The following is a 12,464-nucleotide window of genomic DNA, read 5'->3' as shown; positions in this document are numbered from 1 at the left end:
TGGACGCGATCGACGCGACGAGGGTGAGGGTGAGGTCGCGGGTGCCGCATGTCGGGGTCTGCCTCTACGGGCGCCGGGCCGCGCGCAGGCCGTGCAGGACGTCGACGCGGTTGGTCGTGATCGAGTCGACTCCCACGGCCAGCAGGCGGCGCATGGAGCGGCGGGTGTCGGGCGTCCAGACCGACAGGAGGAGGCCGTCGCCGTGGACGCGGTCGGCCAGCGCCCGGTCCACCAGTCCGAAGCGGTAGTTGAGCCACCGCGGCCGCACCGCCGCCAGCAGCGCGGGGCGGGGCGGCGCGGCCGTCGTCCAGGTCAGGGCGATCTCGGCAGCGGGGTCGACGGCGCGCACGGCGAGCATGGCGACGGCACCCGCCGTGTAGTACACGCGGTCCGCCGCCCCGCAGGCGCGGACCACGTCCACGATGCGCCGTACCGCCCGCTCGCCCGGCCCCCCGGGCAGGTCGAGCATCAGCCGGCTGCCCTCCGTCGCGGCCAGCGCCTCCGCGAGCGTCGGCACCCCGCCGGCCGTCAGCCCGCGGACCTCTTCCGCCGACAGCGAGCGCAGCGGCCGGTCGTGCTCCCACAGCCGTTTCAGGGTCTCGTCGTGCAGCAGCACGGGCACGCCGTCCCGTGTGAGGCGTACGTCGGTCTCGACCGCGTCGGCGCCGCGGTCGAGGGCGGAGCGCAGCGAGCCGATGGTGTTCTCGCGGTACCGGTACGGGTCGCCGCGGTGGGCCACGGCGGTCGTGTCGCGCGGGGTGCTCATGGTGGGGGCAACTCTCAGGAGGCGAGCCAGGTGGCGGTGTACGTGTCGATCTCGTCCCTGATCCTCGCCTTGCCCGGCGCGTCCAGGAAGGACGCCTCGACGCCGTTCTTGGCCAGGTCGGCGAGGCCCCGCTCGTCGAGGCCGAGGAGGCGGGCGGCGACCGCGTACTCGTTGTTGAGGTCCGTGCCGAACATCGGCGGGTCGTCGGAGTTGATCGTCACCAGGACACCGGCGCGCGTGAACTCCTTGATCGGGTGCTCGTCCAGGGTGCGCACCGCGCGCGTGGCGATGTTCGAGGTCGGGCACACCTCGAGCGGGATCCGGTGTTCGGCGAGGTGCGCCAGCAGCTTCGGGTCCTGGGCGGAGCTGGTGCCGTGCCCGATGCGTTCGGCGCTCAGGTCGGTGAGCGCGTCCCACACCGTCTGCGGGCCGGTCGTCTCGCCCGCGTGCGGCACCGAGTGCAGGCCCGCGGCGATCGCGCGGTCGAAGTACGGCTTGAACTGCGGCCGGGGCACGCCGATCTCGGGTCCGCCGAGCCCGAAGGAGACCAGCCCCTCGGGGCGCACCCGGTCGTCGGTGGCGAGCCGCGCCGTCTCCTCGGCCGACTCCAGGCCGGCCTCGCCGGGGATGTCGAAGCACCAGCGCAGCACGGTCCCGAACTCCGCCTCCGCCGCCTTGCGGGCGTCCTCGATCGCGTCCATGAACGCGCGCTCGTCGATACCGCGCCGGGTGGAGGAGAAGGGGGTCAGGGTCAGCTCGGCGTAGCGCACCTGCTGCCGGGCCATGTCCCGGGCCACCTCGTACGTCAGCAGCCGCACGTCCTCGGGGGTGCGGATCAGGTCGACGACGGACAGGTACACCTGGATGAAGTGCGCGAAGTCCGTGAACGTGAAGTAGTCGGCCAGGGCCTCGGGGTCGGTGGGCACCTTGGAGTCGGGGTGGCGGGCGGCCAGCTCCGAGACGATGCGCGGGGAGGCGGATCCGACGTGATGGACGTGCAGTTCGGCCTTGGGCAGCCCGGCGATGAAGGCGTGCAGGTCGCGCGGGACGTCGGGGTCGACGAGGTGCTCGGTCAAGGGTTCCTCCCCGGAACGGCGTCCCGGTGCCGCCCGTGTGCGGGCGTGTCACGTGGGACGCGGTGATCGGCTGATCGGTGACTCCGGATCATCGTAGGCCGGGGCCGTGCGGGCCGGGGGCGGGCCGTAGCATGACGGGACGTTCGAACAGAGGGGATCCCGCGCATGTCCGACGACGCGCAGCCGCCGCGAGACGACGCGCAGGCGTCGGGGGCCGGGGGGAACGACCCCGCCCCCCGGCCGGACTCGCCGGGTGCCGGTGGCGCCGGCGCCACCTGGGCCGCGCCGGCGGGCGGGGGAGTCGAGGGCACCGCGGACGCGGCCCCCGGAGTCGGCCTCGGCAAGCCGGACCGCCCGGCGGGCAGCGACGGCCGGAGCGACCGTGCGGGACAGGGCGCCGACGCGGGCCCCGGGACCGACCCGTGGGCGCCGCCGGCGGAGGACGCCGCGGCCGCGCCCGGTGGTCCCGGAGACACCCTCGCGTCGAACGGACCGGGGCCGTGGTCCGCCCCGTCCGTTCACGACCAGCAGACGGTCACGTCCATGCCGGCCACGGGCGTGCAGCCCCCGCCGTGGGTGAATCCCGGGGGCGCGGCACCGGCGGACGGGGCGACGGGTCCGTTCGCGGCGCCGGGTACGGCGGCCTCTCCGAGCGGCGCCGGCCCCTTCGCGCCGGGTGCGACGCCTTCTGCCGGTGACGGCAATCCGTTCGCGGCGCCGGGTGTGGTGGCTCCTGCGAGCGGCACCGGCCCCTTCGGGGCGCCGGGTGCGACGCCTCCAGCCGGTGGCGCCGATCCGTTCGCGCCGCCCGGGGTGGCGGCGCCGACGAGTGGTCCTTTCGCGGCTCCGCTCCCGGCACCGCCGTACCCCGGTCAGGACCAGGCCGTTCCTCCGCCGCCCATCGCCCCCGACGGCCCCGGTCAGGTCCCCTACGGCTATCCCGGCGGCTATGGACACCCCGGCCAGGGCGGTTACGCCGGTCCCCAGTCGCAGGGTTACTACGGCTGGCCCGGCATGGGGCCGATGCCGAGCAACGGGATGGGCACGGCCGGTCTGGTGCTGGGCATCGTCGCGGCGGTCGTCTTCTGCCTGTGGCCGGCCGCGATCGTCCTGGGCGTCCTGGGCGTCGTCTTCGGCGCGCTCGGGCGTGGCAAGGCGCGCTCGGGCGAGGCCACCAACCCGGGGCAGGCCCTGGCGGGCATCATCTGCGGGACCGTGGGCATCGTGCTCGGCATCGGCTTCGGCGTCCTGGTGATCGTCACCTAGCGGTTGCCGCGTGTCGGCGGGCGGTGTGGATGCGGGCCGGGGGGTGGGTCGTGTGGCCCGGCGCCGCCGGGGTGCCTCCCCCCACTCTCGGCTTCGCTCGAGCGGGGGGGGGACCCCCACGGCCCACCCGTGCCGCCCCAGCGGCACGACTGTCCGCAGCTGGGGGTGCGCGTGCGAGCGTCGGCCGCGTCGGTCGGGCTGGCCCGGGTTGCCGCCTCGGCGGCACGACTGCCCGCAGCGGCGGCGGCCGGCAGTCGGCAGCTGAGCGGGGCGGCGGCACGACTGTCCGCAGCTGGGGGCTGCGCGTGCGAGCGTCGGCCGCGTCGGTCGGGCTGGCCCGGGTTGCCGCCTCGGCGGCACGACTGCCCGCAGCGGCGGCGGCCGGCAGTCGGCAGCTGAGCGGGGCGGCGGCACGACTGTCCGCAGCTGGGGGCTGCGCGTGCGAGCGTCGGCCGCGTCGGTCGGGCTGGCCCGGGTTGCCGCCCCAGCGGCACGACTGCCCGCAGCGGCGGCGGCCGGCAGTCGGCAGCTGAGCGGGGCGGCGGCACGACTGTCCGCAGCTGGGGGTGCGCGTGCGAGCGTCAGCCGCGTCGGTCGGCTGGCCCGCGTAGCTGCCCCAGCTGCACGACTGCCCGCGGTTGGGTGCTGTGAGCGCGAGCGTCAGCCGCATCGGTCGTCACGCCCGTGTTGCCGCCTCGGCGGCCAGCCTGTCCGCGGCTGGGCGGATCGCGGCCGTCGTCACGCTGTCCGTAGGTGTTCCCGCGCGGTCATCAGGGCGAAGCCCAGTAGATTCGTGCCGCGCCACCGCGCGGGGTCCGTCGCCGCCTCGTCGTCCGCCGTCAGGCCGATGCCCCACACCCGGTCCATCGGGCTCGCCTCCACCAGCACGCGGTCGCCGGTGTTCAGCAGAAAAGCGCGCAGCGCGGGGTCCGAGGCGAACTTGTGGACGCTGCCCTCGACGACGATCCGGAACCGCTCCCGCTCCCACACCGCCTCGTCGAAACCGCGCACGAGCCGGCCCGCCTTCTTCGCCTCCGCCGGATGCCCCGCGGCCAGTACCCGCCGCTCCGCCTCCGCATCCTCGAAGAGCCGCGCCTTTTCCGCCATCATCCAGTGCTCGGCGGTCGCGTACTCCACCCCCGCCACCGTGAAGGGCGACGGCCACCACTGGCTCAGGCAGCTCGGCCCGATCCGGCCGTCCGGCAGCGGCCGGTGCCCCCAGAAACAGAGGTACTTGATCCGCGCCCCCGCGCGGACCTCCCTGAGCAGCGCTTCCCTGCTGTCGATCATCTCCGCCGCCCCCGTGGTCCTCTCCATGCACGCGAGTCTGACACGCGCCACTGACACTCCGTCCGTCCTTTTCCGTGGCGACTCGACACCTGGTCGACAGATTCCGTCGCGTAACCAAATGGCAACAACGGAATCACTTGTTGGTGGCCTGGTGCTCTGCCAGGATCGGCACTCACATCGAGCCTGAGCCACGCCGGCCCCGTCACGGGGACTCCCGCCACGGGCCTTCCCGTCGCGGAGACCGATCGCGGGGACATCGAGGAGAGCCGACATGCACAACCCGGGCAATACCACCCCGGACCGATTCCCGGCCCAGCAGCGCTTTTCGGACGGCGCGCAGTACATCGCGGGCCGCCTCACGAAGGGCACCTCCGGCCGCACGCACACGGTCGTCGACCCGGCGACCGGCGAGGACGTCCTCACCTACGAGCTCGCCGGCGCGGACGACGTCGACGCGGCCGTCGCGGCCGCGCGGGCGGCGTTCCCCGGCTGGGCCGGCGCCACCCCCGGCGAGCGCTCCGACGCGCTGCACCGGTTCGCCGCCGTCCTCGCCGACCGCGCCGAGGACTTCGCGCGCGCCGAGTCCCTGCAGTGCGGCAAGCCGCTGAAGCTGACCCGCGAGTTCGACGTGCCGGGCACGGTCGACAACGCGGCCTTCTTCGCCGGTGCCGCCCGGCACCTCCAGGGCCAGTCGGCGGGGGAGTACTCCGGCGACCACACCTCGTACGTCCGCCGCGAGCCCATCGGCGTCGTCGGGTCCATCGCGCCCTGGAACTACCCCCTCCAGATGGCCGCCTGGAAGATCCTCCCGGCGATCGCCGCGGGCAACACCGTCGTGCTGAAGCCCGCCGAGATCACCCCGCTCACCTCCCTGATGTTCGCCCAGGCCGCGACCGAGGCCGGCCTCCCCGACGGCGTGATCAACATCGTCACCGGCACCGGGCAGGAGGCCGGGGAGCACCTCGTCGGCCACCCCGACGTCGCCATGACCTCCTTCACCGGGTCCACCGCCGTCGGCAAGCGCGTCGCCGAGGTCGCCACCGCCACCGTCAAGCGCCTCCACCTGGAGCTCGGCGGCAAGGCACCCTTCCTCGTCTTCGACGACGCCGACCTCGACGCCGCCGTCAACGGCGCGGTCGCGGGCGCGCTCATCAACACCGGCCAGGACTGCACGGCCGCCACGCGCGCGTACGTGCAACGGCCGCTGTACGACGCCTTCGTGGAGAAGACCGCCGCCCTCATGGACACCGTCCGGGTCGGCGACCCCTTCGCGCCGGGCACCGATCTCGGCCCGCTGGTCAGCCACGTCCAGCGGGACCGCGTCGCCGGCTTCGTCGACCGGGCACGTTCCTACGCGCGCGTGGTGTGCGGCGGCGAGGCCCCGCAGGGTGATCTCAAGGAAGGCGCGTACTACCGGCCCACGCTCATCGCCGACGCCGCGCAGGACAGCGAGGCCGTCCAGTCCGAGATCTTCGGGCCGGTCCTGGTCGTCCTGCCCTTCGACACCGACGACGAGGGCATCCGGCTGGCCAACGACACGCCGTACGGGCTCGCCGCCTCCGCCTGGAGCCGGGACGTGTACCGCGCGAACCGCGCCACCCGCGAGATCAAGGCGGGCTGCGTGTGGGTCAACGACCACATCCCGATCATCAGCGAGATGCCCCACGGCGGGTACAAGGCGTCCGGCTTCGGCAAGGACATGTCCGCCTACTCCTTCGAGGAGTACACACAGGTCAAGCACGTCATGTTCGACAACACCGCGGTGGTCCGCAAGGACTGGCACCGCACTGTCTTCGGGGACCGATAGCCATCACGCCAGGCCGCCGACCACGGCCGGCCCACCCGAAAGGGCGATCACGCGCATGGAGCAGTACGAGCCCGACCGCCTGACCCCGGCCCGAGCGGCCGCCATGCGGCGCAGTTTCACCAACGGCAGGGCCGCCCTCACCCGCCGCTCGCTGCTGCGCGCCTCCGCGAGCGGCGCGCTCGCGGTCGGCGGCCTCGGGGCGCTGAGCGCCTGCGGCATCCCCGCGGCCGGCAAGACCGAGGGCGGCGTGTCCTCCGAGGACCGGTCGACGGAGGAGAAGGAGATCTCCTTCTCCAACTGGACCGAGTACATGGACGTCGACGACAGCGGCAACCGGCACCCGACGCTGGACGCGTTCACCCGGCGGACCGGAATCAAGGTCAAGTACACCGAGGACATCAACGACAACAACGAGTTCTTCGGCAAGATCCAGCCGCAGCTCGCCGCGGGCCAGGAGACCGGCCGGGACATCATCGTGCTCACCGACTGGCTGGCCGCGCGGATGATCCGCCTCGGGTGGGTCCAGAAGCTGGACCCGTCCCACCTGCCGCACGCCTTCGCCAACCTGTCCCCGCAGTTCCGTGACCCGGACTGGGACCCGGGCCGCGCCTACTCGTACCCGTGGCAGGGCATCTCGACCGTCATCGCCTACAACAGGAAGGCACTGGACGGCATCGAGGTCAGGTCGGTCTCCGACCTGCTCGACAATCCGAAGCTCAAGGGCCGCGTCGGTTTCCTCACCGAGATGCGCGACTCCGTCGGCATGATGCTGCTCGACATGGGCAAGGACCCGGCCCGCTTCACCGACGACGACTACGACGCGGCGATCGCCCGTCTCCAGAAGGGCGTCGACAGCGGCCAGATACGCCGCTTCACCGGCAACGACTACACGTCCGACCTCACCAAGGGCGACTTCGCGGCCTGCCTGGCCTGGGCCGGTGACGTCGTCCAGCTCAAGGCGGACAGCCCGGACGTCGACTTCCTCATCCCGGACAGCGGCTACATCACCTCGAGCGACGTCATGCTGGTCCCCAACAAGGCCCGGCACAAGACCAACGCGGAACGGCTCATCGACTACTACTACGAGCCGGGCCCGGCCGCACAGCTCGCCGCCTACATCAACTACGTCTGTCCCGTCGAAGGCGTGCGGGACGAGCTTGCGAAGATCGACGAGGACGCGGCGAACAACCCGCTGATCATTCCCGACAAGGCCATGCAGGCCAAGTCCCATGCCTTCCGCTCGCTGAGCGCGAAGGAAGAGACGGCCTACGAAGAAAAGTTCGCGAAGCTCACTGGGGCGTGACGACGATGAAGACGACGACAGACGCGACGGACCGCGGCGGCGACGTCCGCCTCTCCGGCATCAGCAAGACCTACGGCTCCTTCACCGCCGTGCACCCGCTCGACTTGACCGTGCCGCAGGGCTCCTTCTTCGCCCTGCTCGGCGCCTCCGGCTGCGGCAAGACCACGACCCTGCGCATGATCGCCGGACTGGAGGAGCCCAGCAGCGGCACCGTCCACCTCGGCGACCAGGACGTGACCGCGCTCCCGCCGTACAAACGGCCGGTCAACACGGTCTTCCAGTCCTACGCCCTCTTCCCGCACCTCGACATCTTCGAGAACGTCGCCTTCGGCCTGCGCCGGCGCGGCATCAAGAGCGTGAAGAAGCAGGTCGAGGAGATGCTCGACCTCGTCCAGCTCGGCGAGCAGGCCCGCAAGAAGCCGCACCAGCTCTCCGGCGGCCAGCAGCAGCGCGTCGCGGTCGCCCGCGCCCTGATCAACCACCCCAAGGTGCTGCTGCTCGACGAGCCGCTCGGCGCCCTCGACCTCAAGCTGCGCCGCCAGATGCAGCTGGAGCTCAAGCGCATCCAGACCGAGGTCGGCATCACGTTCGTGCACGTCACGCACGACCAGGAGGAGGCCATGACGATGGCCGACCAGGTCGCCGTGATGAACGGGGGCCGTGTCGAGCAACTGGGCGCCCCCGCCGAGCTGTACGAGAACCCGCGGACCACCTTCGTCGCCAACTTCCTCGGCACCTCCAACCTCATCGAGGCCGAGGTCGTCTCCACGAGCGGCGACGACCTCGTGGTGAAGGCGGCCGGCGACAAGCTGGCCCTGCCCGGCGCCCGGTGTTCCGCACCGGCCCAGGCGGGCGGCAAGGTACTGGTCGGCGTGCGCCCGGAGAAGATCAGCCTCACGCACGCGGACGACGCCGGCTCCGTCCCCGAGGGCCGCAACCGCATCACCGGAAAGATCAGCAACGCCAGCTTCATCGGCGTCTCCACGCAGTACGTGGTCGACTGCGCCGCCTGCCCCGAGTTCGAGGTGTACGTCCAGAACATCGACCGCGACGCCCGGCTCGCCCCCGGTGCCGACGTCGTCCTGCACTGGAACCCGGCGCACACCTTCGGCCTGGACGCCTCCCAGGACATCGACGCGGGAGTCGCCGAGGGGGAGGCCGCCTGATGTCCACCACCCTCACCGAGGCGCCGCCGCCGCTGACCCCGTCGGCGCCCGAGAAGAAGCCCCCGCGCAAACGCGGCCGCTGGACGCCGTACTGGCTGCTGCTCCCCGGCATCCTGTGGCTGATCGTCTTCTTCGCCGCGCCGATGATCTACCAGGCCTCCACGTCCGTGCAGACGGGCTCGCTGGAGGAGGGCTACAAGGTCACCTGGCACTTCGCCACCTACTGGGACGCGCTGTCCGAGTACTGGCCGCAGTTCCTGCGCTCGGTCGCCTACGCGGCCTCGGCGACCGTGCTGTGCCTGCTGCTCGGCTATCCGCTCGCCTACCTGATCGCGTTCCGGGCGGGCCGCTGGCGAAACCTGATCATGATCCTGGTGATCGCGCCGTTCTTCACCAGCTTCCTGATCCGCACCCTGGCCTGGAAGACCATCCTCGCGGACGGCGGACCCGTCGTCGGCGCCCTGAACACCCTGCACGTCCTGGACGTCACCAGCTGGCTCGGCTGGACGGCCGGCGACCGCGTGCTGGCCACCCCGCTCGCGGTGGTCTGCGGTCTGACGTACAACTTCCTGCCGTTCATGATCCTTCCGCTGTACACGTCGCTGGAGCGGATCGACGGCCGGCTGCACGAGGCGGCGGGCGACCTGTACGCGAAGCCCTCCACGGTGTTCCGCAAGGTCACCTTCCCGCTGTCGATGCCGGGCGTGGTCTCCGGCACGCTGCTGACCTTCATCCCGGCGACCGGTGACTACGTCAACGCCTCCCTGCTGGGCTCGGCCGACACCGGAATGATCGGCAACGTGATCCAGTCCCAGTTCCTGCGGGTGCTGGACTATCCGACGGCCGCGGCCCTGTCCTTCATTCTCATGGCCGCCATTCTCGCCATGGTCACCGTCTACATCCGCAAGTCCGGCACGGAGGATCTGGTTTAAATGGCCTTCGTCAACTGGTTCAAGCGCAATCTGGTCGTGCTCGCCGGACTGCTGACGCTCGCTTATCTTCTGCTGCCCAACGTCATTGTCACGGTGTTCTCGTTCAACAAGCCGAACGGGCGCTTCAACTACGAGTGGCAGCAGTTCTCCACGGACGCCTGGAAGGACCCGTGCGGGGTCGCCGGGCTGTGCGGCTCGCTGTCGCTCAGCCTCCAGATCGCCTTCTGGGCGACGCTCGGCGCCACCGCCCTCGGCACGGCGATCGCCTTCGCGCTGGTCCGCTACCGCTTCCGGGCGCGCGGCGCGATCAACTCGCTGATCTTCCTGCCGATGGCGATGCCCGAGGTCGTGATGGCCGCGTCCCTGCTCACCCTGTTCCTCAACATGGGGGCCCGGCTGGGCTTCTGGACGATCCTCATCGCCCACATCATGTTCTGCCTCAGCTTCGTGGTGACGGCCGTCAAGGCGCGCGTGATGTCGATGGACCCGCGGCTGGAGCAGGCCGCGCAGGACCTGTACGCCGGTCCCTTCCAGACCTTCGTCCGGGTCACCCTGCCCATCGCGGCCCCCGGAATCGCCGCCGGCGCCCTGCTCGCTTTCGCGCTCTCCTTCGACGATTTCATCATCACCAATTTCAACGCGGGTTCCACCGTCACCTTCCCCATGTTCGTGTGGGGATCGGCCCAGCGCGGAACGCCCGTTCAGATCAACGTCGTCGGTACGGCCATGTTCGTCGTCGCCGTACTGTTCGTCCTGGCCTCCATGGCCATCGGCAACCGCCGGAACCGCCGTAAGGCGTAATGCACCGCGCAATGCATTCGTAGGGAGTTGAAATCATGGCCCCGAGCGCCATGAGCCGCACCAACTGGACGACATCGCTCTCCGACGCCCAGCCGGTCCCGTACTGGCTTGACGACCCCGGCCGCCCCCGCCCCGAGCCCGCCCTCACCGGCCCGGAGACCTGCGACCTGCTGGTCGTCGGCGGCGGGTACAGCGGACTGTGGACCGCGCTGATCGCCAAGGAGCGCGACCCGCAGCGGGACGTGGTGCTGCTGGAGGGCCGCGAGGTGGGCTGGGCCGCCTCGGGCCGCAACGGCGGCTTCTGCGCGGCCTCCCTCACGCACGGTCTGTCCAACGGCCTCACCCGCTGGCCCGACGAGATCCACAAGCTGGAGGAGCTGGGCGCCCGCAACCTCGACGCGATCGAGGCCGCGGTGGCCCGGCACTCCCTCGACTGCGACTTCGAGCGCACCGGCGAGATCGACGTCGCGACCGAGGAGTACCAGGCCCGCGAACTGTCGGACTGGTACGAGGAGATCCGGTCGAAGGGCCTCGCCGACGGTGTCGAGTACCTGGACGCCGAGGCCGTACGGGAGCAGGTCGACTCGCCCACCTTCCGGGCGGGCCTGTACGACCGCCGGGGCGTGGCCATGGTCAACCCCGCCAAGCTCGCCTGGGGCCTCAAGCGGGCCTGCCTCGACCTCGGCGTCCGCGTCTACGAGCACACCCCGGCGCTCACCCTGCGGCCCTACGGTGCCGGCATGGCCGTGCGCACGCCGTACGGCGGTGTCCGCGCCCGCACGGTCGCGCTCGGCACCAACATCTTCCCGAACCTGGTCAGGCGGGTGCGCTCCTACACCGTCCCCGTCTACGACTACGCCCTGATGACCGAACCGCTCACCGACTCCCAGCTGGACTCGATCGGCTGGAAGAACCGGCAGGGCCTCGGGGACAGCGCCAACCAGTTCCACTACTTCCGGCTGTCCGCCGACAACCGGATCCTGTGGGGCGGCTACGACGCGGTCTATCCGTACGGCGGCCGGGTGCGCGCCGAGTACGACGACCGCCCGGAGACGTACGCCAAGCTCGCCGGGCACTTCTTCACCTGCTTCCCGCAGCTGGAGGGCGTCCGCTTCACGCACGCCTGGGGCGGCGCCATCGACACCTGTTCGCGCTTCTCGGCGTTCTTCGGCACCGCGCACCGGGGCAAGGTCGCCTACGCGGCCGGGTACACCGGCCTCGGTGTGGGCGCGACCCGGTTCGGCGCCGAGGTGATGCTCGACCTGCTGGCCGGGGAGCGCACCGAGCGCACCGAACTGGAGATGGTCCGCAGGAAGCCGCTGCCGTTCCCGCCGGAGCCCTTCGCCTGGACGGGCATCGCGCTCACCAAGTGGTCGCTGGCCCGCGCGGACGCGCACGACGGCCGGCGCAACCTGTGGCTGCGGACCATGGACAAGTTCGGGCTGGGCTTCGACAGCTGACCCGGCCGGACGCGGGGGTGTGACGCGGTTCACCCCAACGAGTCGCGGCAACCCGCGTAATGCCTGCCCCGAGACCTCCCTCTCTCCCGTGACGCACCCCGCGTCCACGAGAGAGAGGGAGGTCTTCCCATGCCTGGTGCGAAGACGGCGGTCGCGTGGCTGGCATCCGTCGCACCGGATCCCGAGAGCTGCCGGCGGGAGTGGGAGCACAACCCCCGGGGGGTCGTGCTGCTGCCCGCCGGCAAGGCCTGGGACGTGCTCATCCTGCCGAGCCGGCTCGGCTATCCGACCCTCGACGTGCTGTCGCGCGTCCTGGACCGACCCGGCCCCGTGCTCGTCGACTTCGGCGACGCCCGCACGGGCTTCCTGGTGCCGCCCGGTACCGCCGCCCGCTGGCTGGGCACCGGGATCCGGACGGCCGGAAACGGCACCTGGATCGTCGTGCCGTACCCGGGGCGGCCGTCGGCCTCCGGCGTCCGCTGGCTGATCCCGCCCGACGGATCCGGCACCCTCACCGACCCCGCGCTCCTCGAACTGGCGATGCACGAGGCGGCGGCGGCTCTCGCGGCGGGGGAGGAGGAGCGGTGAGCCGCGCGA

11 protein-coding genes are annotated in these 12,464 nt (G+C 71.8%); 8 read left to right on the top strand and 3 right to left on the bottom strand.

All coding sequences use genetic code 11. From position 1 onward, the window contains the following. Nucleotides 1-64: 64 nt before the first annotated feature. On the bottom strand, nucleotides 65-766 hold the full coding sequence (locus ACGF3H_RS25275; protein WP_362489247.1) for a glycerophosphodiester phosphodiesterase: 702 nt from the start codon (nucleotides 764-766) through the stop codon (nucleotides 65-67). Nucleotides 767-780: 14 nt separating this feature from the next. Beyond that, a complete protein-coding gene (locus ACGF3H_RS25270) occupies nucleotides 781-1,842 on the bottom strand; it encodes an adenosine deaminase (RefSeq protein WP_362489249.1) in 1,062 nt (353 codons plus the stop codon). A gap of 165 nt (nucleotides 1,843-2,007) precedes the next feature. Here ACGF3H_RS25270 and ACGF3H_RS25265 point away from each other — a divergent pair, with 165 nt between their 5' ends. Continuing rightward, nucleotides 2,008-3,108: a hypothetical protein gene (locus ACGF3H_RS25265; RefSeq protein ID WP_362489251.1), complete on the top strand. Its 1,101-nt coding sequence runs from the start codon at nucleotides 2,008-2,010 to the stop codon at nucleotides 3,106-3,108. A 738-nt stretch (nucleotides 3,109-3,846) separates the two neighbouring features. Here ACGF3H_RS25265 and ACGF3H_RS25260 read toward each other — a convergent pair. Next, nucleotides 3,847-4,425 (bottom strand): NADAR family protein, encoded by a 579-nt coding sequence (locus ACGF3H_RS25260; RefSeq protein ID WP_362489253.1) that lies wholly within the window; start codon nucleotides 4,423-4,425, stop codon nucleotides 3,847-3,849. Nucleotides 4,426-4,669: 244 nt separating this feature from the next. Here ACGF3H_RS25260 and ACGF3H_RS25255 point away from each other — a divergent pair, with 244 nt between their 5' ends. From ACGF3H_RS25255 to ACGF3H_RS25225, 7 genes are all read left to right on the top strand, one after another. Next, nucleotides 4,670-6,205: a gamma-aminobutyraldehyde dehydrogenase gene (locus ACGF3H_RS25255; RefSeq protein WP_362489255.1), complete on the top strand. Its 1,536-nt coding sequence runs from the start codon at nucleotides 4,670-4,672 to the stop codon at nucleotides 6,203-6,205. Nucleotides 6,206-6,260: 55 nt separating this feature from the next. Further along, on the top strand, nucleotides 6,261-7,508 hold the full coding sequence (locus tag ACGF3H_RS25250) for a spermidine/putrescine ABC transporter substrate-binding protein (protein ID WP_362489257.1): 1,248 nt from the start codon (nucleotides 6,261-6,263) through the stop codon (nucleotides 7,506-7,508). 5 nt (nucleotides 7,509-7,513) lie between these two features. Next, entirely contained in the window at nucleotides 7,514-8,674 is a 1,161-nt protein-coding gene (locus ACGF3H_RS25245) for an ABC transporter ATP-binding protein (RefSeq protein ID WP_362489259.1), read from the top strand. Continuing rightward, nucleotides 8,674-9,606: an ABC transporter permease gene (locus ACGF3H_RS25240; RefSeq protein ID WP_362489261.1), complete on the top strand. Its 933-nt coding sequence runs from the start codon at nucleotides 8,674-8,676 to the stop codon at nucleotides 9,604-9,606. Before ACGF3H_RS25245 ends, ACGF3H_RS25240 begins: the two co-directional genes overlap by 1 nt. Further along, a complete protein-coding gene (locus ACGF3H_RS25235) occupies nucleotides 9,607-10,407 on the top strand; it encodes an ABC transporter permease (RefSeq protein WP_362489263.1) in 801 nt (266 codons plus the stop codon). Nucleotides 10,408-10,442: 35 nt separating this feature from the next. Continuing rightward, nucleotides 10,443-11,867, top strand: coding sequence for an FAD-dependent oxidoreductase (locus ACGF3H_RS25230; protein ID WP_362489265.1), 1,425 nt, complete (start codon nucleotides 10,443-10,445; stop codon nucleotides 11,865-11,867). 129 nt (nucleotides 11,868-11,996) lie between these two features. Beyond that, complete coding sequence (locus tag ACGF3H_RS25225) at nucleotides 11,997-12,455, top strand: hypothetical protein (protein WP_362489267.1); 459 nt, start codon at nucleotides 11,997-11,999, stop codon at nucleotides 12,453-12,455. The last annotated feature ends 9 nt before the right edge of the window (nucleotides 12,456-12,464 follow it).

This window comes from Streptomyces sp. NPDC048185 (assembly GCF_043202495.1).
Taxonomy (GTDB): Bacteria; Actinomycetota; Actinomycetes; order Streptomycetales; family Streptomycetaceae; genus Streptomyces.
Note: the sequence above shows the minus strand (reverse complement) of the source record. Positions and strands in the feature narration are given on the sequence as shown.